Source organism: Spirosoma panaciterrae DSM 21099 (assembly GCF_000374025.1).
GTDB lineage: Bacteria > Bacteroidota > Bacteroidia > Cytophagales > Spirosomataceae > Spirosoma > Spirosoma panaciterrae.
In genome coordinates, this window is sequence record NZ_KB893228.1 from 112,160 (window position 1) to 136,803 (window position 24,644).

Below are 24,644 nucleotides of genomic sequence, written 5' to 3' on the forward strand. Positions count from 1 at the left end.
GTATTGACTACCGGGGCTAATGCCCCGATCGTCAATACTATAGGGCTAAACGCCTGGGTAACCTGGGTTTTGTGGCCGCAGGTTCGGATTGTTCAGCATTTCCTGCTTCGGCAGTGGGAGCAGTAAATGCTTCTCCTGCAAAGGCTGGTTCGAACTCAGGTTAACGTGTCCAACGAAGTTGTCGAAACCATTGGTTTTCTCGTTGTAAACTTTCCGCAGCCGAACCATATCGAACCAGGTGATTTGCTCATAGGCCAGTTCGTGCCAACGTTCCCGCCAAACCGCTTCCCGGAAGGTTGCCTGGGTATAGGTACCCAGAGCAGGCGTGGTCAGTTGGGCCCGATCCCGAATTCGTTTGAAGGCATCATACGCTGCCTGCGTAGGTCCACCTACTTCGTTTTGCGCTTCGGCATACAACAACAGGGTTTCAGCGTAACGAATCTGTGGTACGTTCAGGTTATTTTGCCGAGTGCCAGCTACACCAGCCGTACCATTGGCCGTCCGGTTGAAGTGCTTAAACACATAGGGAGCGCCCAGGCTGAATTGAGCCCCGTTACCATTGGTATAGTAGGTCGTGTAGAAATACCCGTCCTGATCTTTAGCCCGTAGATCGCCTTTTTCGTACGAGTTGTAGAACGTAGACGTTGGTACTGAGCTTCCCGTTCCGCCCGGTCCGTTGTAGGTTACTGGCTTAAAGTTCGGGTAGAAGTTATCCATCGGGTTACCAGCCACCACCGTATTGTACTGAATCATAAACAGGTGCTCCAGCTGATTTTTCTTCGACTCGCTGTGTACATCGTTATAAGTCGTAAACAGGTTGATCGTGCTGGGATTGGCGTTGGCGTAGGTGATTACCTCAAAGGCTTTATCGGCAGCTAGTTTATAGTAAGCTGCGCCTTTGTTGAGTGGGAAACCAGCCATCGTCAGATATACCTTCGACAATTGCGTTTTGATAGCCGCCTGATTGACCCGACCATTCGTTACATCCATCCAGGGTAACCCGGCAGCTTCAGCAGCAATCAGATCTTCAACGATCAGCTTGTATACATCCTCCACTTTAGCACGGGTCGGCAGGAAATCGGCCGAAGCAGCGGTCTGCGGCTTGGTGATCAGCGGAATATCGCCCCAAAGCTGAACCGTCGTAAAGTAAGCTGAAGCCCGCAGGAACCGTGCCTCCCCAAGAATACGGGCTTTCTGAGCTGCATCCATGGGCGTAATACCCGGTACTTTATCGAGCACCTGATTCGCCTGCGCAATTACTTTATACAGACCGTTCCAATAGTTAACAACGTGCCCCGTGTTACCATCGTGTACGAGCCCATAGAGGTTATTCAGATCGGAGTTCTGAGCCGTTTCTGTAGTCGATGTACCCGTGAGCGCTTCCAGCAACTGCCAGTTGCTGGAGAAAATCCCAGCACCACCACCCATAAACCGAAGGTTATCGTATACAGACGCAATGGCCGCTTCGGCATGGTCAGGTATCGTATAAAAGCTAGTGGGAGTGAGGTTCGAAGGCGCCTGTTCTTTCAGGAAATCCGTACAACCGACGGGCCCCATCAGCACTATACCGCCTAACAGAACTTTACTTATATTTTTTACGAGTGTATGTCTCATAACTTAATGAGGTATCAATGAATTTGAAAAGATTTAGATCATTTGCTTCACGCCATGTATGGCTCTGACTATACTCGACGCGAAGCAAATGACTACAAATGACCGTCTCTATTACAACCCAATCTGCAGACCTAACAGGTACGTGGTTGGTTTTGGATAGTTATGCCAGATTTGCCCCTGTGAGAAGGCGCTGCTGGTCGTTCCCTGGTTGGTCGGCGTCACTTCTGGATCACCAACAATTGGATCTTCCAGCAACAGGAAGAAGTTTTGCGCCGACGCATACAGACGGAGTCGGTTCACTTTAATCTTGTTGGTAATCGCCGATGGGAAGGTGTAGCCTACCAGCAAGTTTTTACCGCGTAGGAACGAACCATTCTTGATCCAGTGGCTATCTACGTTGGTCACATAGCCCGCCCGTGTATCCCGAATTTCAGCGATCATGGTGTTCTGATTTTGTGGCGTCCAGGCGTTCAGTACCGACTTGTAGCTGTTAGCCAGTGCCTGACGGTCTTCGCTGGGGTGCAGGTTCATCAGCATTACATCGTTACCATACATGTACTGTAATTCAAGCGTAGCATCGAAATTACCAAGACGGAAGTTGTTGGTCAGAGCACCCCATCCTTTTGGACTACCGTTACCAATAATACTCCGGTCAGCATCGGTAATGGCTTTATCACCATTCACATCCAGGTACTTGATGTCACCAGGCAACATGGTTAGCCCATTCCGATAGCTGGTAAACTGAGCTGCCTGATCCCGTTCTGCTTCGCTCCACACACCGACGCGGGTTAAGCCCCAGAATGCACCAACTGGCTCACCAATGCGAATGATGTTGGTCTGGTTGGTAAAGTTAGGTCCACCCACCCCGAAAATATCCGATGGGGTAGCCAGCGACAGTACTTTGTTGCGGTTCAGCGAAATGTTGAATGTCGTATTCCAGGTGAAATTGCCTTTATTGACGTTCACCGTATTCACGCTGAATTCAAACCCTTTGTTTTCCATCGAGCCTACGTTACGCCGGATGGTTGCATAGCCACTCGTTTGGGGCACAGGCGCATCAAGCAGCATGTCAGTTGTCAGACGGTAGTAGTAATCCATTTCAACATTTACCCGTCCTTTGAACAAGCCAATTTCTACCCCTACATCCGTCTGAGCCGTTTTTTCCCATTTCAGATCCGGGTTAGCCAATCGGTTGATACCGGTTCCACCCACTTTCGTATTGCCATACACCGCAGCATAGTTCGAGTTTAACGTCGAAAGCGATTGATAAGGTGGAATCTCCGAGTTACCGGTCAAACCATAGCTGGTACGGACTTTCAGGTTAGAGATAATTGGATTGCCTTTCAGGAAGTCCTCTTCCGACACACGCCAGGCTAAAGCAGCCGATGGGAAGAACGCGAATTTGTTATTTTCCCCGAATTTCGACGAACCATCGGCCCGACCCGTAGCGGTGAACAGGTACTTGTTTTTGTAGCCGTAGTTGATCCGACCGAAGTACGAGTTAAACGCAAAACGTGATGCTCCCGATGAAACCGAAGGGTTCGTAGCGCCAGCACCTAAGTTGTTGAAACCAAAGTAGTCAGTAGCAAATCCGCTCACGCTGGCACCAATCCCAAATGAGTTGGTTTCCTGCCACGAAATACCCAATAAACCTGTAAACGAGTGATCCTGACCAAACTGCTTATTATAGGTCAGGTAGTTTTCCAGCGACCAGAACGACGTACGGTTGTTGTTTGCCGATGCATTACCATTACCACCAATGTTCAGCGTACGGGTCTGCGACTGGTTGATTTCCTGCGTTTGGATATTGGTACCCAACACGGTACGCATTTCCAGACCTTTACCAAAGGTGATATTCGTATACAGGCTACCTAACACCGTCTGTGTATTCTGAATATACTTTCTGTCGAGCAGGCGGTGTACTGAACTCATCGTTCCTTCTGCGTAGGGATAATCGCGGTTTTCAGCCAGAACGCCTGTATCAGGATAGCGTACAGGCAGGAATGGGAAGTCCTCTACAATTTGACGAGCTACGGCATCATTAACGTCGACCAGGTTTTCCGACTGGTTGTTATAATTCAGCGTACCACCAATTTTCAGCCAGCTCTTTACCTGATCGTCAATCGAGAAACGGCCAGAATAACGCTTCATGTACGATGTTTTGATAAGACCCTGATCGTCGCGATAGTTGAGCGAGAGAGAATACTGGGTCCGCTCGTTACCACCGCTAAACCCTAACTGGTGGTTTTGCGAAAGCACACTCTGCGACGACTCCTTGAACCAGTCGGTATCATACAATGGATTCAGGTTCGCATCGAACACACCGGGGTGCGCTGCGCTGAAGTCTCTACGACGCTGAACGGGGTTCAGATACGTCCATTTGCCAGCAGCCCAACCCACGGGATCATACTTCGCCATGTTGGCATAGGCTAAATCTTCGACCGCTAAGTATTCCTTCGCGTTCAGAACCTGCGGCTTATTTGGCCCAATAGTGTTGACACTAAACTGAGAATCATACGTAACCCGGCTTTCCCCAGCTTTCCCTTTTTTGGTACTGATCAGGATAACGCCGTTTGCACCACGAGCTCCGTAAATAGCTGTTGACGACGCATCTTTCAGTACTTCCACGTTGACGATATCGTTCGGGTTGATATAGTCAATTGGGTTGCTGAACTGGTCGCCGGTACCTTGTGGTAGCATTACACCATCAACAACATACAGTGGGTTGTTGGAGGAGTTGATCGAGCTAAACCCACGAATTCGAACGGTTGTCCGTCCACCCGGACGGCCAGAGTTGGTGTTCACCTGCACACCGGGCAAACGACCCGATAGCTGCTGGTTGAGCGAAGGGGCAGGACGTTCGGCCAGCTCGGCTTCTTTAACGCCGGATACAGCGCCAGTTAAGTCTGATTTACGGGTAGTACCATACCCGATAACGACAATCTCATCCAGTGTTTTGTTATCGGCCTTCAGACTGACGTTGACCGCTGCCTGACTACCGACATTTACTTCCTGAGAAACATAGCCCACAAACGAGAACACCAGCGTAGCGCTTCCGTCTGGTACTTCGATCCGATAACGGCCATCGGCATCCGTTACAGTACCACGCTGTGTACCTTTCAGCAGGACTGTTACACCGGGCAGTGCTTCACTTTTTTCATCAGTAACCCGGCCATTGATGGTCCGATCAGCCACATTGGCTAATCGATCGCCGGGCAGGCTTGGATGTGGATTTTCCTTCGCATAACTTATGCTTAGGCAACAGGTAACCAGTAAAAGTTGCGTGACAGATAATCGGACAAGCCTGCCAAACAACCGTTGGGGAGGTAGGTGGTTCACCATAGGTAGTTGAGTTAAACGTGAAAAGCTTAGGTTTAAAGATAGATTAAACACATTCCTAAGAATCTCATGGTAAAACTACCTTGAAGCACATAACTACTCGCTCGGATTATAAAAAAATTAAAAAACCCTTTAAAAACCATTAAAACAGTGAAGTAAGTAACATGATCGCCAGCATTTTTTGCAATAAAATCAGGCTGGATGCTGTAAAAAGGGCAGTATGGTCATTAATCCATGCAATTTTTGCAACAATAGAATAAGTACTTTTTCTTAGTACACCTATAGCCCATTTGAGACTAATTAAGCCAATATTACAATATAATTAATTAATTCTACAATCAGTAACAATAAGTTAAAATACTTAAGCAGCTTTAACTGTATAAGCTATACGTAATCTAAAAAACAGCATTAGCGAATTAACGAATCAGTATAGATTAAACTTGGCCCTTGTCTACAACCTGCTTGTATTTTGGAGGTCTACTCAATTGAGATTGAGTAGAGGTATGTGCACAAAAACAATTCTCTTAATCTATATATATAGTAGCATTTTTGTATCTTTATCCCTTATTTTTCTCTTTACCGTAACGTCTTTACCTTATGCAGCGTGCTCAACTCAAAGAATTTTACGGCTACGGCCTCATTGTACTCGTTTTAATAGCAGTACAGATGTACTCGGTCTACATCGCTACAACAACGGATTTGATTCTGACCTGGAAACATTATGCCGGATTTATGGCTACCCTGCTGGCAGGTATTTTGTGGTTTATTCGTAAGCCAGACTATGTATTCTACGCACTGGGTTTGACGCTTATTCTTGGGTATGAAAACCTGATTGGATTCACCCCTACTCTCTCATTTACATCAACCCGCTATTATTTCAATAGCACAGCTTTACCCATTTCGTATCAGGATTTTTCGATGTATATGCTCATTATCTGGGCCTATATTGCGCACAGCCGTCTACGAACAATGGCCATGCGTTTAGTGAAGCGAGGGGTTTAAAAAGACGTAATAGAAGCGTGGAGTGAGTACTAGGAGCTGCTGACGCATTATTTTCCCTAGTACTCACTCCACGCTTCTATTACTTAAACTACGCGTTCAACGACCAGCCTTCGCGGTATTCTCGTTTGACAAACTGGTTAGCCTCGTCGAAATTGGTAATTTTCATGTTTTTACCATCCCAGGTCAACCGTTTACGGCCAGGATAGTTAAACCCTTTTCCATCAGCCTTAGGTGTACGAACGGTATAGCTTCGAATCGCCAAGTTACCCATCAGAACGGATTCGGTTAGAGGACCGGCAAAGTCAAATGACGACGTAAGTGCTTTGTGCTCTTTGCTGTTGAAACCTGCCTTACAAGCTTCGGTCCATAATACCTGGTGGCCATTTTCGGGCAGAGGCTTGGAACCGTCGGCAGGTTTTGGTTTCGGATCACCGACTATTTTCTTGCCGTCTTTGGTATAAAGCTTTGGATCTTCGCCGTACATACCACATACCAGCAAGCCTTTGTCGCCGTGGATAAGTACACCATTTTCACCATTTTCGGGCATGGGCTCTCCTTCTGGCAGCATATCTGGCCGGAAAGGGCGAATCCCTCCGTCTTCCCAGATCATTTTTACCACCGATTTATTTTTAGCCGTTGCCGGGAATTTTAACTCCACATGCGACGACGGAGGACAACCTTCAGGAATGTACTCGGGTGTCCAATCCTTGATGAATACCTGCCCAATGCTGGTTTCAACTTCAGTTGGATAGCCTAGACCAAGTACACGGAATGGTGTATCCATGATGTGGCAGCCAATGTCACCCAAAGCGCCAGCGCCAAAATTCCACCAGCCCCGCCATTTGAATGGGTGATAAGCCGGTGTGTACCCTACCTTTTGAGCCGGTCCCAGCCACAGGTCCCAATCCAGATCGACCGGAACCTGGTCCACTGCGGCCGGCACAGGAATACCTTGTGGCCAAACAGGGCGGTTGGTCCAGAGGTTCACCGTATGAACGGTACCCAGGAGTCCTTTATCGAACCAATCGACCATTTGTTTTTGCTGTGGATTCGAAGAGCCCTGGTTGCCCATCTGGGTTACTACTTTGTATTTACGAGCGGCTTCGGTAAGCATACGGGCTTCGTAAATGTTGTGCGTCAGGGGCTTCTGTACATACACGTGTTTGCCCCGCATCATGGCGGCCATAGCAACAACAGCGTGGGTATGGTCAGCTGTCGATACGGTCACCGCATCAATGGTTTTCCCTTCTTTATCCAGCATTTCCCGAAAGTCCTTATACCGTTTTGCATTCGGATGCTTGGTAAAGTTCTCTTTCACGCGGGGGAGTCCCCAGTCTACATCGCACAGTGCCACGATGTTGTTAGCCCCGTTGTTATACGAATTGTTCGTATCGCTAAACCCTTTTCCACCAAAGCCGACACCGGCAATGTTGAGTTTATCGCTGGGAGCAATGAAGCCCTTTCCGCCCAGAACATGGCGCGGAACAATAAAAAATCCCGCCGTAGCCAAAGCGCCAGCCTGTAAAAACTGTCGTCGGGTTGTTGAGCCCGCACTATTTTGGCTGGGCGTTGAGTTGTCTGATAGATTCATAAAACAGATGTAAACGGATTCAATACATGCAGTTCCTATTAAAAGAAAAGGTCTGGGCTTTTTTACCCCTACCTTAAAAAGGATTCTTACTATCTATACGCCAAAACAACCAATAAGGCCTAATGAAAGCCTATTTTTTCACGGCTATTTAAAACAGAGAGGCCCGTTCAACGCACTGAACGGGCCTCTGAGCAAATTACTCGCAATCAATTATTTCTGGAATGATCCAAATATATAATCCCAAATTGGAGACGACACTCCGTAGTTACTTTCTGGATTCTTGTAATGGTGGACACTATGATTAATCCATAACTGCTTAAAGACATTCTTCGGCGGGGCATAGGCATGCACGATGAAATGTGTAGCCAGATACCCCGAATAACCTACCAGAAAGCCCGGAAAAAATGCATAGGCTGATTCGCCCATCATCAGGAAAAATACCCCAAAAAAGAAAGCCGCAACAAAAATGGCTAATGCGGGTGGCATAGCCAGCCGGGTCTTATCTTTCGGATATTCGTGGTGAACACCATGAAAGGTGTACTGTATCTTGGCACGGCTAGGCGTTGTGGGAGCCAGGTGATACAGATACCGATGCAAAACGTATTCGAACAGGGTAAAGGTAAACAGGCCGACAGTAAACAGGCCGCCAATCATCCAGTTGCCCATATCCGTATACGTAAACGCATACCAGACCAGAAATGCCGACAAAATCAGCCACATTGAAATAGGCACCATAATGTGGGTACGCGACAAAGCCTCCAGGATTGGATTGTCGAATAGCTGTTTCGTGCCACTATTTTTTGGCCGGGTTTTTCCGTGCCCCGCCATTGTCTGTAACTTCTCTTTTTCTGCTTCCATAGAGTCGTACTCAGTTAATATCGCAAAAATAACATGAAAACACGTTCGTTAGCCCCGATTCAATAGTAAAATAAGTTTACCATCTTGGTTATGTCCTAACCTCCACCTGGTCAGAAAGTTTTTCCTGCATGGCTTTTACATCCCCTTTTGGCAGTTTAGGCTTTATAATCAGACGCAATGAATTACTGTATGTCAGATAGTTAACCATCCAATTCAGAAAAATAAATAAACGGTTTTTAACGCCAACAATGGACATTAAGTGAACAAAAAGCCAGGTCAGCCAGGCAAAAAATCCTTGAAATTTTAAATACGGCAGGTCAACCACAGCCAATCCCCGGCCAATAGTAGCCATTGTTCCCAGATCGTTATACGTAAACGCTTCAGGCTGTTCGTTACGTACCCAGTGAAGCAGGTTTTTCGCTAAATGCCGTCCCTGCTGAATGGCGGGCTGGGCTACCTGCGGGTGCCCATTCGGCCATTTCTCTTCCGTCATCAAAGCTACGTCACCAATGGCAAAGATGTCGGTAAACCCCTGCACCTGACTGAACTGATTAACCAATACACGCCCACCCCGACCTAGTACTTCAGGCGGCAAACCCGCTAAGGGATTGGCTTTGACACCAGCGGCCCAGATCAGGTTGTTGGTTCGGAGCGTTGAGCCATCATTCATTGTCACAATACGCCCATCAAAGTCCTTTACCCGCGTATTGAGCTTCACGATTACACCCAACTCCTGCAAATACGCCAGTGAATGTTTCTGCGATTGTACCGACATTGGCCCCAGCAGCTCTGCTCCCGATTCGATGAGGTAAATATCCATCATCTTAAAGTCCAGTTCAGGGTAATCGACGGGCAGCACCGTTTTTCGCATTTCGGCCAAAGTGCCGCATAGTTCCACACCTGTTGGCCCCCCACCTACCACCACCACATCCATCAGGCCCTCCCGCTCATCCAGCGTTTCAACGCTAAGCGCATCCTCAAAATTCTGGAGCATCCGGTTCCGCAACGCAATCGCTTCCGACACCGATTTCATGGGCAAAGCTTTTTCAATGATGTTCTGCTGATTGAAAAAGTTCGTGTCGGCTCCGGTAGCCATCACCAGATAATCGTACGTGATCGGGCCAAGTTCTGTATCGACGGTTTTATCGGCCGGGCGGATTCCCGTTACCATCGTTACCCGGATATGAACGTTTTTACAGCCACCAAACACAGCCCGCAACGGGAAGAGTATGGAGTTAGCTTCCAGACCAGCCGTAGCTACCTGATAATAAAGAGGTTGAAACTCATGGTAGTTCTGTTTATTGATGAGCACTACCTGAAACTCTTTTCGATGCGACAGTTTTCGGGCCAGTTTGAGCCCTCCAAAACCCGCACCGACAATAACGACACGTTTGCGATCCGTTTGAGGTATGTTTGGATTCATGAGTATCTGTTTATGGTTTTAGTTCACCGTTTTCGGTGGCTGACGCATCGGTACGATTCCCAGCAATCAACGAAAATGGTAATCGGCAACCCATTAACTAACCAGCGGTTTCGCTTCCTGCAAAACCCGTTCATAATACGCTTCGTAGCGGGGCAAGATACGGGATAACTCAAACTCTTTGGCCCTTGCCAGCGCATTTTGTTTGAACGTCGGCAGATGATTATCGTCAAGTATAAACAAAGCGTTCTTAACCATGTCCGCTACGTCGCCCACCGGGCTTAAAAATCCCGTCACCCCATTCACGTTCAACTCAGGCAATCCACCCGCATTCGATGTAATCAAGGGCACTTCGCAAGCCATTGCTTCCAGAGCGGCCAATCCAAAACTTTCATTTTCAGAAGGCATGATAAACAGATCGGCAACCGACAAAACTTCTTCAACCTGATCGAGCTTACCCAGAAACCGCACCTGATCGTATATACCCAGATCACGCACCAGTCGCTCAATGCGGGCTCGTTCGGGCCCATCGCCTACCAGCAGAAGCTTGGCAGGAATACCTTGCTGAATATGATAAAACGCCATTACCGCATCGTCGATACGTTTCACACGCCGGAAATTGGAGGTATGCACAATCAATTTTTCGCCATTGGGGCAGATTGCTTTTTTGAAATGCTCCTTCTGCTGACGTTTGAACCGATCCAGATCAATAAAGTTCGGAATCACTTCAATTTCCCGATGCACCTTAAAGTGCTTATAGGTATCCTGACGCAGATCTTCTGACACCGACGTGACGCCGTCCGATTCATTGATGCTGAATGTAACCACGGGCTCGTAGGAAGCATCTTTTCCGACCAAAGTAATATCCGTTCCATGGAGTGTGGTCACAACAGGCACAACCCGCCCCTGTGAGCGGAGAATCATCTTGGCCATGTAAGCCGCTGATGCATGCGGGATGGCGTAGTGAACATGCAGTAAATCAACGTTTTCGTTCTGGACCACGTTGACCATTTCACTGGCCAGAGCGGATTCGTAGGGAGCGTACTGGAAGAGGGGATAAGCGGGTATATTTACTTCATGATAAAAAACATTTTCGTTGAAAAAGTCGAGTCGAGGGGGTTGCTGGTAGGTAATGAAGTGAATCTGGTGACCATTTTTGGCTAACGCTTTACCAAGTTCGGTAGCCACCACGCCACTGCCCCCAAAAGTTGGGTAGCACACAATGCCAATTTTCATGCGCAAGAGAACGAGTTTGTCTCTCAACAACAAATGGATGCAAAAAGAATCCCATTGGTGATGAAGGATATATAAAAGAAAATGAATGTAGAACACAATAGGATTAACGAATAACGTCAGCGATCTGTTTTTGCAGCCCCAACGTGCAGCGATTCAGCCTGAAGTGCATCTTTTAAATAAACAGATACGCCAGAGCCAACTCGCTGGAATAGTTCATCACTCTTTCATCTAAAACCCGTAATTTTGACTAAAAATAACGCGTCATGCTTGCCCGCCAACTGACCCCTCTTTCTGCTTTTACGTTCGGCTTTTTGCGGCTCATTCGGCTACAGAATCTGCTGATCGTTATGCTCATGCAGGTGATGGCGCGTCTGTTTTTGGTGGGGCCTCGCCAGGAGGGTTTGCGGCTCCTAATCGACCCTGGTATTTGGCTACTCTGCCTGTCGACCGTTTGCATTGCTGCGGCAGGCTATATCATCAATGATTATTTCGATGTTAAAATCGATCTGGTCAACAAACCTGAGCGTGTTATCATTGGGCGGTATCTGAAACGTCGTGTGGCGATGGGTGTACACCAGGTCCTCAATGTGATCGGCTGTCTGATAGGCCTCTACTTAAGTAAATGGGTCTTTCTGATCGATGTTGTTGCGGTTACACTGCTATGGTTTTATTCGGCCCTGTTCAAACGACAGATGCTGATTGGCAATATTGTCATTTCCTTTCTATCTGCTCTTTCACTGCTGGTTATGGCTATCTATTACCGGCACAATACCGAACTGGTCCTGATGTACGCTCTTTTCTCATTTGGCATTTCGATTATCCGTGAAATCATTAAAGACATGCAGGACATTCGGGGTGATGCCCGCTTTGGTTGTCGAACCCTACCCATCGTGCTGGGATTACGCCGAACCAAATATGTACTATATGTCCTGATCGGCTTATTTACCAGCTCCCTCTTTATTATTGCCGGGTCTCTCCACAACCAGCGACTTACGCTTATTTTTCTAGTTCTGCTCATACCAATGGGCTGGTTAGTGTACCGGCTCGCCCTTGCCGACACCCGACGTGATTTTGGATATTTAAGCAACCTCTGTAAGATCATCATTCTGCTGGGTATCGTTAGCATGATATGGGCGTAAGAGTTTATGTATGATGTATGATATAGAATGTATGCCCGCCCTATATCATACATCATACATCATACATCATACATCATACATCATACATCATACATCATACATCATACATTCTTATACCGTTCGCTCAAGTGTTTGACGATGCGGTGAGGCTCTCCGCTAGTTTTGGACCTTACTCCTTAACGACTCTATCTACATGAAAACACTTAGTTTATCGTTGCTCCTGCTGCTTTCTGTATTGATCAACGTTCAGGCGCAGGAATGCCTGGGTGTACCGTTTAAAAGTGGTATGAGTTTCGAGCTTAGCCATTTCAATGCTAAAGAAAAACTGACAGGCAAGGTAAACTATCAGATAAAAGATGTTCGGCAGGAAGGCGGGGCAACCATTGTAGACGTTACGGCCCTGTTTGAAGACGAAAAAGGCAAACAACGCCCCCCCTATACGATCCGTTATACCTGTTCAGGGAATGAACTGGTTGCCGATATGTCGGGGATGTTACAGTCGATGCAAGCCAATATGAAAGATATGGAAATGCGACTGAAGTCAAATAAACTAATCTACCCAGCCAAACTGACCGTAGGCCAAAAGTTAAGCGACGGGCAGATGGAAGCTGAAATGGTGAACAATGGCACTACCATGATGAACATGGCCATGACCATGACCAATCGACAGGTAGATGGAAAAGAATCCATAACAACACCGGCTGGTACCTTCGATACCTATAAGATCTCGTCTGACGTCAGTTTTGAAAACAGAGTGATGGGGATGCCTATCCGTAGTTCAATGCGTGTTGTTAGCTACCGAACCGACAATAAGATTTTCGATATAAAATCGGAAACATACAACAAGAATGGCAAACTTATGGGCACTTCACTGCTCACGAAGGCCAATTGATTGACAAGGCTCTACTCGCAAAACTAGCCTTTACCTCACAATTCGTCAGGGTTTACGCAACTTAGTTGCAAAAAAGTGGGTTAAGAGAGCGTACGATTCCTCTACGTATTGTACTTTTGTATCCGCTTATGAAAACAGATATGCTTTCCCGCAAGGCTGACTATATAGGCATTACTGGCTCGCTATTGTGCATTATTCATTGCATGATTACCCCGGTAATGCTTTTGACTACGTCGCTGATGCAGAGTTCAACGCTTCGAGTCAGTTATTTAAGCCTGGATTATGTGTTTATTGGGGTTAATATCGTAGCCGTTTACTCGGCAACCCGGCATTTCGCTCCGCCCGTCATCAAATGGGGGCTCTGGGGCTTTTTAAGCCTTTTCAGTATTGCCCTTCTGCTGGAAGAAACCGCTCCTGTTTTCGAATATATGGCTTACCTGGCCTCCGCCGGGCTAGTCATCACGCATTTTCTGAATATCCGCCAGCATCGGCTCAGTCACGCACATTAATCAGAACCGGGATTTATAAGATTGAACGGACTGACTTTGATTGGCTTTCTTTGAAAGCCAATCAAAGTCAGTCCGTTCAATCTTATAAATCCCGGTTCTAGTTGGGACTGAATGCTCTGTTACTGATAAACGTATTGTCGGTCAGCGTTTTCAGGAAGGCGACGAGCTGATTCCTCTGTATGTCGGTCAGGGAAATACCTAATTGGCCATTAGCCTTCAGCGCTGGGTCGAGAGAGGGGCTATCCTGAACGCCCGTTCGGTAGTGGTCGATCACCTGTTCCAGTGTTGTAAATCGTCCGTCGTGCATATACGGAAAGGTTTTTTCAACGTTACGCAAACTGGGCACTTTGAATTTCAATCGATCAGCTTCGTTTAGCGTAATCCGATAACGTCCCTGATCGTTGATCGAACTGACTGGCAGCCCGTTGTTTCGATAGCTCTTATCGGTGAACAAATCCGTTGCATGGCAGGTGGCACATTTCTGCTGAAACAAGGTCAATCCAGCCAGTTCATCGGACGAAAGATCCCCCCCGGCTTCTTTCCTCACATACTTATCATAACGGGAATCGGCCGAAACGAGTGTCAGTAAGAATTGCGAAATAGCTTTCAGGAATCGGGCTGTTGTAACGGTATCGGAGCCAAAAGCAGCCTGAAACATGGGCGGATACTTGGGACTTTTCTGAACCCGGCTAAGAGCTTCGGAAAACTTCAAATCCATTTCTACCGGATTCTGAATAGGGGCAATAGGCAGTTCGTCGAGACTCGTAACGCCCCCATCCCAGAAAAATTCACGATCCCAGCCCAGATTTTGCAAACCGGGCACATTACGCGTGCCAAATTTACTATCGATGCCATGACTCAGGGCATGATCGGAATGGCCGAAACCTGCAAACTGCTGATGGCAGAATCCGCAGCTAACCGTGGTATCGCGCGAAAGCTGGGCATCATAAAACAACGATTTTCCCAAAGCAACGCCCTCTACAGTCAGTGGATTCTGACTCAAATCATACACCATCGCCGGGAAATTGGCAGGTTGCCGGAGTGTAACCTGAGTCGGTTTATAGACGATCCCCCCTCCACCCGGATCGGTTGGACCGGGGTCTGGGTCTGGCGCGTTTGCTTTCTGGCAACCAACCGCCAATGCAAATACCAGCAGGCTACCCAGCAGTCCAACTCGTATTGGGGATATGTTTTTTGACCGAATCATGGGTTGGCCAGCGTTCGGTCATAACTAAACATTTGCGCGTAGTTATTGGCAATGTTGGGCGAGTAATCGTCAAACATCACTGACGGATACTGGGCAATGCTGAGTTTGGTTGAGCCATTAAAGATTTTCATGGCATCGGTCGTAATCCGAACTGATGGAACAGCATTGCTCTGCACATTGGCACCACTATCTGTAAAAGCCAGGGTAATCGTACGCAGGTTATTAATTGTCTTTTTACCATTATACCCGCCCCCAAAACCACCAATATGATAAAAGAAAGTATTGTTCTGAGTTGCGGGAGCTACAGTCGATGTACCTTCAATCTTCATAAAAATGTAGCCCGAATTCCAGTCCCAGTACATACCATCGTTGAGAGCAGGATCGAGCACACCCGTTCGGAGGCTGATATTGGCCAGACTTCGGGCACTATCGACCCCAACCGTAAACGTCATACCCGTGTAATTACCAGTGGGAACACTAGAGAGTGTAATGGTTTGCGAAGCTGGTTTCTCCTCCTGAATCAGGAAGTAGCTACTATCCTGAGGAACAACGTAGACGCTACCGTCGGCCTTGTGGAGTTTGATGTTGCTGATGAAGTAGTTGAACTTGGTAATGGTGAACGATTCACCGGCTGCATTCTGGTAGGTGGCTGTACCAAGTTTTAAATCGGACGTGCTCACCACATTATCGAACGCTATCCGAAGTTTTCCCGTATTTACTGGGTCAGTTGATGTATCCGTACAGGCCAGAACGAAGATTCCGATAACGAATACGAGTAATAGTCCGGTTGTAACAGTTGCTTTCATAGACTATGCATTCTTTACAGGCTGAAGTCCCTTTGCTCTTAGGTAACGAAAACACCCGTAAAATCATGCACAGTATATATTAAATGGGTGTTATAAAAGTGAAGAACGCGTTATGAATTCATCCCATTGCCAGAATAGCATGATTCATAACGCGTGTCTCTCTTTATCAAAAATTCACTTACAGACTTTTCAGATACGCCATGCTTTGAGGAACCTGCTGCTCAGGAATCCGGCTTTCGTCCTCGATATAGAAATGGTCGACCGACGATTTACGGGCGGCTTTTAATACGGCTGGCCAGTCAATTTGACCCGTTCCCATTACCACACACTCTTCGGCTGTCATCCCGCCTTTATCGCTGTGGGGAACGCCTTTTTTCACATCTTTCAAGTGCATGAGCCGGAACCGCTTGGGATATTTTTCCAGTAGTTTAGCGGGGTCCTGACCCGGTAAAAATGTCCAGGTAACATCCATCTCATACCCAACATGGTCGGGATTGGTTTTGGTGACCAGGTAGTCGAACAGCGTACCGTTCTCATAGGGCTGAAATTCGAAGCCATGATTGTGGTAGCAGAACATAAACCCTTTATCGTGCGCCTGTTTGCCAAAGCGGTTGAATACTTCAATAGCTTTATCCATGATTTCGAGGGTAGCGGGGCCTTTGTGCGGTATAGAACCGATGCGAATGTATTTTACGCCCAGTGCCTTCGCATTAGCCAGGATGGAGTCTGGTTTATGATCAATAGCATCATAGCTAACTCCATAACTACTGCAATGCAATCCACGCTCATCCAGTAACTTCCGAAGCTCTGGTGCCGTTTTCCCGAACAGGCCCGAAAATTCAATATCCGTAATTCCCCAGGATTTGATCAGGTCCAGCGTCCCCGGTACATCTTTACCAAGTTTCTCGCGTAAGGTGTAGGAAACAATGCCCGGAGTTTTTGGAAGCAGTTTACTGAAAGGTTGTGCCTGACTAACCGACACATAGCTTAGAAGAAGAATCAGGGCGAAAGCGATTCGTTTCATGATGTATATAAAAACAGTTTGAAGGTATTGCATGCGGGTCGGCGTTTATCTATTGAGGCTTAAGCTGTGAATCCAGTCCTGATTTTTGTCATTTCCCCATCGGAAACGCTACAATCCGCAGTTTGGTACAACCATAAGCAGGCAACATCTGAGTTTCTACTTTTTTGATCTTCCCCTTCACCGTCGATTCTGCTTTCAGCGTATAGACCAAAGGGCTACGTTTACGGCTACCAGCCGACGACTTTTGTGGCCTATACTGCCAAGCCAGGAAGTCGGCAGCCAGTGCGATATTGATTTTTCCATAGGTAACCAATGCCCAATCCCTACCTCCCAGTGCCGGGAATCAGCTCTTTTACTCCTGCTCAATCGTTCACTAAAAGGCCCATCCATTGGGTCAGGGCACATTATTTACCGTACACGAACTAGTTAGCGTAATGAGTGCTACGTCGGTTGTATCTTGATGTATGAATTTGAGAAGCGTCTATGAGAATCCGCAGGAAACAGAGTAAAAACAACGCGTTAATCGGTTCAACACATGGAAGAGTCTGCTCCTATCCCCAGTGCATTTTCATTGACCTCCGATCAATTACAGGTCTATCAAACCATTGAAGCGCCTACGTTGAAGCGTCTGAGCCGGGCCCAGTTAGCCAAACAAGTTACCGATCTGACGGCTAAAGGCCGGGTCAGTCTGGAAACCAATCCTCCCCTCATGGAGTTGACGGCCCGTCATCCCTATCAGGATGCAGGCTTTATGGACTTTTACCGACCCGGCCGCTGGGATTGCGAAAGTGATCTGGTATTCATGGAAGGAATTCGGCAAACGGGCCCTTCGCCCGGGCAATGGGAAGGAACAGTTGGTTATTTGCGATTCAAAGCGCCCAAAGCTGGTTCGTATCTGGTTGTGATCAACTTTACGGGCTATCAAACCACGATGCAGCTTTCTGGCCCGTGGGGTATCAATACAGCTTATTCCGCTACCACCTCTTCGACAGGTATAGCCACCGCGATCTGGAATGGGACCAAAGGGGCTCAGGTCTTTTTCAGCCTCTCCTGCAAAGGAGGTACAATGGGTTATCTTCAGTCGGTACAGGTGTTCTTGTTGTAAATCAGGTTAGGAAGATAACGAATTACCGCGCGTTTTGCGGTATAGAACGTGCCGACGCATAGGATGTCCTTCGGGCAGTCGTGGGTGGTCGAAATCGTCGGCGGGGTTATGCGTCATACCGACACGTTCCATCAGCCGCCAGGAGCGAATATTGGCCGGAATGGTAAACGATACGATCTCCTGCAAGTTAAGTGCATCAAAGCCGAAGTTCATAGCAGCCGTAGCGGCTTCAAACGCGTAGCCATTGCCCCAATAAGGGCGGGCCAGGCGCCAGCCAATTTCAACAGCAGGTGTAAACGGAGCCTCAAACGAAACCGTCCATAAGCCACAAAAACCAATTAACGGCGCAACGCCCGGCGCTTCGATAGCCCATAAACCCCAACCTTTTGTGCGCATGTGATGGACCATGCGTTCGAGCATTGCCTCACTTTCGATCCGGCTTAAACAACCTGGAAAGTGTTCCATTACTTCCAGGTCGGCATTCATAGCCGCAAACGGCTCAGCATCCTCAGGCTTCCAGGGGCGCAATAGAAGGCGGGGTGTGTATAACTCGGTCATTCAATGTAGTGTATTCCCTCACAGCAAAGAGGCATTTCTCCATTTTAGAAGTGGCTAAAGAAAGGGGGCTTTGTTGTACTAGCTAGGGTTTGGCATGGCGCATTTCCAGGCCCAGTGAGAAACGGGGTTTGAAGCCCGTCCACGGTCCAAGCGCATCCGTTTCGGGCAGATTCAGATACTTGGCATACTCCATTTTCTTGAGGTGAATACCCAGAAAAGCGGTTACGAAGTGTTGATTGATGTTGTTGATCCGATGCTCATTCCAGACGGGTTCGGCATAGTGGCCATACTCATCCGGCGATACCCCGGGCTGAAGGGTTGCTATTGGGGGCGGATTCGGTGCTACATTATGCCGGGCATTGACGTAAGTCAGCAGATAACGGTCGGCATTGACGGCTCCTTCGTAAATGGCTTTGATTCCTTTTTCATAACCGGAAATATCATCTTTACTGCCCGCAATAAACAGCGTTGGTAGCGTCAATCCGGCTAATCCGGTAGCATCCCATACACCCCGTTCCATGCCCCAGGGCGCAAAGGCTACTACGGCTTTGATCCGGGCGTCGAGTGTTGGTTTATAGGCAGGTGAATTCATCGTTCGGGGTTCCAGGGCCGTACTTCCATTGGTCATTTGCCCAAACAACTTTAGCGCTTCGGCACTGAAACCAGCCCCGGTGGTGTTGAGTACACCGTAACCGCCCATCGAGTAACCAATCAGAGCCGTATTATCGGCGTTGAGCAATCCCGCCAGAAATGTGTTGCTGGTTTTACCACTCAGCCGGGCCATTTCGTTCAAGACAAACAGATCGTCGAGTGGACGATTCACCAGCGTACTCGGAAAGGCAGCCAGATCGCTGTAGGTAGATTCGGTATGGTCTATGGCAACGACAACGTAGCCTTTTGAGGCCAGGTTTTCAGTCAGGTAGGTAAGCAGTAGCCGCGACCCCGGATAGCCATGTGACACGATAACCAGTGGATAAGCTCCCCCACTACGGTCGGGTTCGGCATCGCGGCTGGCGCGACCCGGAAACGTAAAGGGTACAATAGGGCGTTTGGGATCATTTGATCTGCCCAACACCGACTCGTATTGTACCAGCGGTGATTTTGTAGTGGAAACACAAGCCGGATACCAGATTTCGAGCGTCAACGGCCGATCATACAAAGGATGCTTGCCATCCTTTGTATGCAATACATCGACCTGGTCTTTATGAACCAGTTTTAGCGTTCGTACACCCACCGGATAATTTCCGCGAGCTGCCAGCTCAGGTGCATTGGGCAGCAAATCACCATTGACAAACGTATCGCCAGCCGTTTGGGCCGTAGTTTGCCGGACCGTTGCCAGTGAGATGAACAGGAAAATCAGGTAACGAACAGCCATTAATTGCATTGATTTTTAAGGAATAGGAGTAGGTTTTTGTAAAGCTATTGCAAACTTTTTAAACCTGAGAAAGACCCGCGTTTTTTATTAGCAGGTACCTTTTTATCTGCTACCTTTGCTTCACAACTTTAGGGGTGTCTGACCGGAACGGTTCAGACTGAGAGAATACCCTCACTACCTGATGCAGTTCGTACTGCCGTAGGGAAAAGTTAACGAAGCTTCGTTTGCTCTCCTCTAAAGTTGCTGTATGTATTTACCTCATAAACAGCAACATGACTCAACTCAAAACCACAATCTGGACCGATGTAGAACGCATTCGTGCGCAGGCTCCTCTGATTCACAACATTACCAACTTCGTCGTCATGAACAATACGGCCAATGCCTTACTGGCGCTTGGTGCTTCGCCCGCGATGGTTCATGCCCCCGAAGAAGTCGAAGAATTTGTTGCCATCTCAAGCGCTTTGGTGGTCAATATCGGTACGCTCGATGCCACATTTGTAGCTGGTATGAAACGCGCCATGAAACAGGCCAAAGCCCTGGGCAAACCCATTGTTTTCGACCCGGTTGGCGTAGGTGCCACTTCGTTTCGCAATACGGTTAGTGAAGAGTTGCTGACGCTGGCAGCGCCTGACATTATTCGCGGCAATGCGTCCGAAATTATGGCACTGGCCGGTCTGAACGCCCAAACCAAAGGCGTTGATAGTTTGTATGGCTCCGATGCGGCTGTCGATGCAGCTCAGCGGCTGAGTTCGGTATGGGGCTCGGTGGTGGTCATCAGTGGCGAAATCGATTACATTATTCACGGTGACCGAACCGCCAAAATCGCTAACGGGCATCCCCTGATGACGAAAGTGACGGGTATGGGTTGTACAGCAACGGCCTTAACGGGCGCTTTTGCGGCTGTCAACACCAACTATTTTCAGGCAGCCACGCACGCAATGGCGGTAATGGGCGTAGCGGGGGAACTGGCCGTAGCCAAGAATCCAGCACCCGGTAGCTTGCAGGTCAACTTCCTGGACGCCCTGTATCAACTGACCGAAGCCCAACCGACCGACACCCTCAACCTGACCCACTCGTGAATCGCTTATATCTGGTAACCGACAGCGATGTGGCCCGAAAGGCGGGTCATACGCTTCCGTTTGTTGTGGAAGAAGCCTGTCGGGCAGGTGTCCGATGGGTACAATTGCGGGAGAAAGACCTGTCGACACGGGCTTTTCTGGAAATGGGCGCTGAAATCAAACCAATCACACAGGCTTACGGAGCCAAACTGATTATCAACGACCGAGTCGATGTGGCCCTGGCGCTCGATGCCGATGGTGTTCATGTTGGTCAGGACGATATGCCCTACCCGATGGTTCGGGCGCTGCTTGGCCAAGACAAAATCATTGGCCTGTCGATCAACAATCTGGACGAATTACAAGCCATTCACAGCGACGAACTGGATTATCTGGGCATAGCTACAATTTTCCCAACGGGTACCAAACAGGATACGTCGAGTTTGCTCGGACTGGAAGGACTTCGGCAAATCTGCGCTCAGACCAGCCTGCCAACCTTCGCGATTGGCGGCATCAATGCCCAAAACATTCAGCAGGTAATGCAAACGGGTATAACAGGGGCCGCCGTCGTATCAGCCATTTGCGGCCACCCATCGCCCTATGAAGCCAGCCGGGAATTATTAATGAGTGAAAGAGTGAAAGAGTGAATACCTGCCGGGTGGCTTCACTCTTTCACTCTTTCGCTATTTACACTTATGAACACATACATCCGTACATTAACCATTGCTGGCTCCGATAGTGGCGGAGGGGCTGGTATTCAGGCTGATCTGAAAACATTCTCGGCACTGGGCTGCTACGGCATGTCGGTGCTGACCGCCCTGACGGCCCAAAATACAAAAGCCGTTACAGGCATTTTTCCGGTGTCGCCCGCTTTTATTGTTGAGCAATTGAAAGCCGTATTAAGCGACATTGGGGTCGATGCCGTTAAAATTGGTATGCTTCATTCGCCCGACATCATCGAGCAGGTAGCCACCACATTACGCGCGTTCAATGTATCGACTATTGTGCTCGACCCAGTTATGGTTGCCAAGAGTGGCGATAAACTCCTTCAGGACGAAGCCGTCGATGCGTTGAAAACCTACCTGCTTCCACTGGCGTCGGTTATTACTCCAAACCTACCCGAAGCCAGCGTATTGCTGGGGCGATCTGTAGAGACGAAGGCGGATATGCTGCCTGCGGCTGCCGGTCTGGCAACGCTTTGTCCGGGAGCGATTCTGGTAAAAGGAGGCCATTTAGTGGATGATGAAAGTACCGATCTACTCTACATTTCGGCCAATGAACAACATTGGTTTCCGACGACGCGCATCCTTACCAACAATTCGCATGGCACGGGCTGCACACTGTCGTCGGCCATTGCGGCTGGCCTGGCGAAAGGCTTATCGGTCGTTGATGCCGTTTCGATGGCTAAAACATATTTGACAGGGACGCTACAAGCCGGAGCCGATTACAAATTAGGGTATGGGCACGGCCCTGTTCACCATTTTTATAACGTCTGGCGATAAGAAATAGAACGCGGATTTTATGATTCATTAAGATCTGTGTAAATCATAAGGGTCATAAAAATCCGTCGGTCCGCCGAGCGGTTCCATAAGCAATAAGTATGAAATTCACTGAACGACTCTGGCAGGACATTGCCCCTATTTATAACTCTATTCTGAAACATGGTTTTGTGAATGAGTTGATGGCAGGAAGTCTACCAACGTTCCTGTTTCAGTACTACATTCAGCAGGACGCCCTCTATCTGGCCGATTTTAGCCGTGCGCTCAATCTACTGGCTGCCCGGTCGATCCGTACGGATGATGTGTTGCAGTTTACTCAGTTTGCTCAAAACGCCATTCTGGTTGAGCGGGCGCTGCACGAAACTTATTTTTCGATTTATGCCATTGAACCGGCTACGCAAAAAATGCCCGCCTGTTTTGCCTATACCAATTACCTGCTGGCCACTACGTCGCTCCAATCCATTGCCGTTGGTGCAGCAGCGGTACTACCGTGTTTCTGGATCTATCGGCAGGTGGGCAAACATATCTACCAACAAGCCCTTCAGGAAAACCCCTACCGAACGTGGATCGATACCTATGCAGGCGAAGCATTTGATGTATCTGTCAACCAAATGCTGGCCATAACGGATCGGCTGGCCGAACAGGCAGGAGCAGCCGAACGACAACAAATGCAGGACGCCTTCCGCATATCGAGTCAACTGGAGTGGTATTTCTGGAACGATGCCTATACGCAGAATCAGTGGCAGGTATGATGGACTTTTTTAAGATTACTGACCGTTAACTAAAAAGCCTGATTGTTAACAAGATAACCAATAGACACCTACAAAAACAAACCTATACGTGAGTAGCTTTAAGGAAACACAGCTCCTACCATGTTTTTCTTTAAAGAATACGCTCCTCATCCCGCTCTGCACGATTTTATTCGCCACTACTGGATTATCCATATCCAGTTTGACAGCCGTACACTCCGCCAATCGCCATCGCCCAAGCCCTATCCGCCCACGGCCGAACAGTGCCTGTATTTTTACCCCTTCGATTTACCCCATAGCGTTTCGGTCGGTAGCCAAACACCCCTCTCAGCCGCATCGAGCAATATAGTCGGGCAGCAGCTCACTCGTCAGAACATCACCATCAAGCCCAATTATCTGATGCTCAAAGTCAGCTTTCATCCGGGGGCACTGTTTCGGTTGCTGGGTGTGCCGATGTATCTGCTGGCTGATGGCGTTGCTGACCTGGAATCGGTCACGAGCCATACATTAAAGGAAGTAAACGAGCGACTGCCCGAAGCCCTCAGTTACGCAGCTATGATTCATCTGGTGGAAGATTTCCTGCTCAAAAAAGCGGCTCAGTGCCGCCAGGACGTATTGCCCATCGACCGGGTTGCCCGGCAAATGCTTCGTTCGTCGGCTTATCACCAACTCGACCGATTAGCCCATGATGCCTGCCTCAGCCCACGCCAGTTTGAGCGCAAGTTTCGTGAGCGGGTTGGCGTTAGCCCAAAACTGTTTACGCGTATCGCCCGATTTGGTCAAGCCTATAAACTCCGCGAAACAAGCCCCGGCCGCTCCTGGGCCGACATTGCCTATGCGTGTGCGTATTACGACCCGAATCATCTGGTTAAAGATTTTCAGCAGTTTGCGGGTGCTACGCCCAGCCAGTTGTTTGCCGACGAACTGGCCCTTCAGCAGTTCTTTACCGCTTACGAACAGGCTGGCTTACGAGGCTAAGGTTGTCGTTTTTTTACTATGCTCTGCGTGCTGCATTTCCTCAGCTTTGTCTGAAACACACGACCATGATTCATTCGATTAACCACCTTAAAACAGCGGGCATCTGCTATGTGCTGACCGGAATTGGCTATCTCATTTTTGGGTATCCGTTCTGGTTCCTGGGAGCTAAAGACGAAGCGCTGGACGGCACGTTTGTATTGCCGTTTCTTTTTGTAAACAAGGTACTTTTTTCGCTGGAACCGTCCTTCTGGCTTGGGCCTGTATCTATTGCCTGTATGTTTATAGGCGCTTATTCGCTTTGGGAGGCAGGCGAACCAACTGGGTTTGGGCCCCGACGCAAATGGTTGGCCTTAGCCATGATTAGTGCCGGCCTCTACTTTTTAAGTGGCTGGATACCCTTGCCCTTCGCTCCGTTAGGGGCTTTCATGAATGGTGTAAGTATGTTACTAGTTGGGGTTGCCACCCTAAAAGCGAATATATGGACGGGCTGGAAACGGTATATACCACTTGTTGTCGGATGCTTTCCATTTTTATTCATGTTTCCGTTGCTGATTATCACCGGAGCCAGGCCACCAGCCATGATCGGACTATGGGCTTTTCCATGGATGGCACTTGGGGTGGCCGCCTGGCAGCGTAGCCAGGAAATCAGTGTGCAAACAACTCAGATCTAGTCACTTGCTGCGCAAAA

23 protein-coding genes and 1 riboswitch are annotated in these 24,644 nt (G+C 48.4%); of the genes, 11 read left to right on the top strand and 12 right to left on the bottom strand.

Annotated features, from left to right (window positions below; all coding sequences use genetic code 11):
• Positions 1 to 45: 45 nt before the first annotated feature.
• Positions 46 to 1,614, bottom strand: a complete 1,569-nt coding sequence (locus B153_RS0129900) for a RagB/SusD family nutrient uptake outer membrane protein (protein WP_026262558.1) — start codon at positions 1,612 to 1,614, stop codon at positions 46 to 48.
• Positions 1,615 to 1,725: 111 nt separating this feature from the next.
• A complete protein-coding gene (locus B153_RS0129905) occupies positions 1,726 to 4,956 on the bottom strand; it encodes a SusC/RagA family TonB-linked outer membrane protein (RefSeq protein WP_020600433.1) in 3,231 nt (1,076 codons plus the stop codon).
• A 594-nt stretch (positions 4,957 to 5,550) separates the two neighbouring features.
• Between B153_RS0129905 and B153_RS0129910 the strand changes: the two genes are divergently transcribed.
• Entirely contained in the window at positions 5,551 to 5,955 is a 405-nt protein-coding gene (locus B153_RS0129910; protein ID WP_020600434.1) for a hypothetical protein, read from the top strand.
• 88 nt (positions 5,956 to 6,043) lie between these two features.
• On the opposite strand, the gene B153_RS0129915 is transcribed toward B153_RS0129910, so the two are convergent.
• The 4 genes from B153_RS0129915 to bshA all read right to left on the bottom strand — a co-directional run bounded on the left by B153_RS0129915 (position 6,044) and on the right by bshA (position 11,060).
• The gene (locus B153_RS0129915) at positions 6,044 to 7,546 is read right to left on the bottom strand and encodes a Gfo/Idh/MocA family protein (RefSeq protein WP_020600435.1); all 1,503 of its coding nucleotides are present in this window, start codon (positions 7,544 to 7,546) and stop codon (positions 6,044 to 6,046) included.
• Between the two features lie 210 nt (positions 7,547 to 7,756).
• Positions 7,757 to 8,404: a sterol desaturase family protein gene (locus B153_RS0129920; protein WP_020600436.1), complete on the bottom strand. Its 648-nt coding sequence runs from the start codon at positions 8,402 to 8,404 to the stop codon at positions 7,757 to 7,759.
• 88 nt (positions 8,405 to 8,492) lie between these two features.
• On the bottom strand, positions 8,493 to 9,827 hold the full coding sequence (locus B153_RS0129925) for an NAD(P)/FAD-dependent oxidoreductase (protein WP_020600437.1): 1,335 nt from the start codon (positions 9,825 to 9,827) through the stop codon (positions 8,493 to 8,495).
• Positions 9,828 to 9,920: 93 nt separating this feature from the next.
• Positions 9,921 to 11,060, bottom strand: a complete 1,140-nt coding sequence (gene bshA / locus B153_RS0129935) for an N-acetyl-alpha-D-glucosaminyl L-malate synthase BshA (RefSeq protein ID WP_020600438.1) — start codon at positions 11,058 to 11,060, stop codon at positions 9,921 to 9,923.
• Between the two features lie 263 nt (positions 11,061 to 11,323).
• On the opposite strand from bshA, the gene B153_RS0129940 reads away from it, so the two are divergent.
• From B153_RS0129940 to B153_RS0129950, 3 genes are all read left to right on the top strand, one after another.
• A complete protein-coding gene (locus B153_RS0129940; protein ID WP_020600439.1) occupies positions 11,324 to 12,199 on the top strand; it encodes a geranylgeranylglycerol-phosphate geranylgeranyltransferase in 876 nt (291 codons plus the stop codon).
• Positions 12,200 to 12,392: 193 nt separating this feature from the next.
• Positions 12,393 to 13,091: a TapB family protein gene (locus B153_RS0129945; protein WP_020600440.1), complete on the top strand. Its 699-nt coding sequence runs from the start codon at positions 12,393 to 12,395 to the stop codon at positions 13,089 to 13,091.
• 128 nt (positions 13,092 to 13,219) lie between these two features.
• Entirely contained in the window at positions 13,220 to 13,600 is a 381-nt protein-coding gene (locus B153_RS0129950; RefSeq protein WP_026262559.1) for a MerC domain-containing protein, read from the top strand.
• A 97-nt stretch (positions 13,601 to 13,697) separates the two neighbouring features.
• Here B153_RS0129950 and B153_RS0129955 read toward each other — a convergent pair whose 3' ends face one another.
• The 4 genes from B153_RS0129955 to B153_RS38430 form a co-directional block, all read right to left on the bottom strand.
• On the bottom strand, positions 13,698 to 14,807 hold the full coding sequence (locus B153_RS0129955; RefSeq protein ID WP_020600442.1) for a cytochrome-c peroxidase: 1,110 nt from the start codon (positions 14,805 to 14,807) through the stop codon (positions 13,698 to 13,700).
• Positions 14,804 to 15,613: an MbnP family protein gene (locus B153_RS0129960; RefSeq protein ID WP_020600443.1), complete on the bottom strand. Its 810-nt coding sequence runs from the start codon at positions 15,611 to 15,613 to the stop codon at positions 14,804 to 14,806. The genes B153_RS0129955 and B153_RS0129960 overlap by 4 nt, the downstream gene beginning before the upstream one ends.
• Before the next feature lie 178 nt (positions 15,614 to 15,791).
• Entirely contained in the window at positions 15,792 to 16,637 is an 846-nt protein-coding gene (locus tag B153_RS0129965) for a sugar phosphate isomerase/epimerase family protein (RefSeq protein WP_026262560.1), read from the bottom strand.
• 88 nt (positions 16,638 to 16,725) lie between these two features.
• The gene (locus B153_RS38430; RefSeq protein ID WP_020600445.1) at positions 16,726 to 16,950 is read right to left on the bottom strand and encodes a hypothetical protein; all 225 of its coding nucleotides are present in this window, start codon (positions 16,948 to 16,950) and stop codon (positions 16,726 to 16,728) included.
• Between the two features lie 222 nt (positions 16,951 to 17,172).
• Here B153_RS38430 and B153_RS0129975 point away from each other — a divergent pair, with 222 nt between their 5' ends.
• Positions 17,173 to 17,742 carry a hypothetical protein gene (locus B153_RS0129975; RefSeq protein WP_020600446.1) on the top strand — a complete coding sequence of 190 codons (570 nt, stop codon included), beginning with the start codon at positions 17,173 to 17,175 and terminating at the stop codon, positions 17,740 to 17,742.
• Between the two features lie 6 nt (positions 17,743 to 17,748).
• Here the strand turns inward: B153_RS0129975 and B153_RS0129980 are convergent, their stop codons facing one another.
• On the bottom strand, positions 17,749 to 18,300 hold the full coding sequence (locus B153_RS0129980; protein ID WP_020600447.1) for a GNAT family N-acetyltransferase: 552 nt from the start codon (positions 18,298 to 18,300) through the stop codon (positions 17,749 to 17,751).
• 82 nt (positions 18,301 to 18,382) lie between these two features.
• Positions 18,383 to 19,675, bottom strand: a complete 1,293-nt coding sequence (locus tag B153_RS0129985; RefSeq protein WP_020600448.1) for an alpha/beta hydrolase family protein — start codon at positions 19,673 to 19,675, stop codon at positions 18,383 to 18,385.
• A 120-nt stretch (positions 19,676 to 19,795) separates the two neighbouring features.
• Positions 19,796 to 19,897: riboswitch (TPP riboswitch) on the top strand.
• Between the two features lie 50 nt (positions 19,898 to 19,947).
• Here B153_RS0129985 and thiM point away from each other — a divergent pair.
• The 6 genes from thiM (at position 19,948) to B153_RS0130015 (ending at position 24,627) form a co-directional block, all read left to right on the top strand.
• Positions 19,948 to 20,754: a hydroxyethylthiazole kinase gene (gene thiM, locus B153_RS0129990; RefSeq protein ID WP_020600449.1), complete on the top strand. Its 807-nt coding sequence runs from the start codon at positions 19,948 to 19,950 to the stop codon at positions 20,752 to 20,754.
• Positions 20,751 to 21,377, top strand: a complete 627-nt coding sequence (thiE, locus tag B153_RS0129995; RefSeq protein ID WP_020600450.1) for a thiamine phosphate synthase — start codon at positions 20,751 to 20,753, stop codon at positions 21,375 to 21,377. Before thiM ends, thiE begins: the two co-directional genes overlap by 4 nt.
• 48 nt (positions 21,378 to 21,425) lie before the next feature.
• Entirely contained in the window at positions 21,426 to 22,232 is an 807-nt protein-coding gene (gene thiD, locus B153_RS0130000; RefSeq protein ID WP_020600451.1) for a bifunctional hydroxymethylpyrimidine kinase/phosphomethylpyrimidine kinase, read from the top strand.
• 98 nt (positions 22,233 to 22,330) lie between these two features.
• Positions 22,331 to 22,981 (top strand): thiaminase II, encoded by a 651-nt coding sequence (tenA, locus tag B153_RS0130005; RefSeq protein ID WP_020600452.1) that lies wholly within the window; start codon positions 22,331 to 22,333, stop codon positions 22,979 to 22,981.
• A gap of 120 nt (positions 22,982 to 23,101) precedes the next feature.
• Positions 23,102 to 23,956, top strand: coding sequence for a helix-turn-helix domain-containing protein (locus B153_RS0130010; RefSeq protein WP_020600453.1), 855 nt, complete (start codon positions 23,102 to 23,104; stop codon positions 23,954 to 23,956).
• Between the two features lie 65 nt (positions 23,957 to 24,021).
• A complete protein-coding gene (locus tag B153_RS0130015; RefSeq protein WP_020600454.1) occupies positions 24,022 to 24,627 on the top strand; it encodes a hypothetical protein in 606 nt (201 codons plus the stop codon).
• Positions 24,628 to 24,644: the final 17 nt, after the last annotated feature.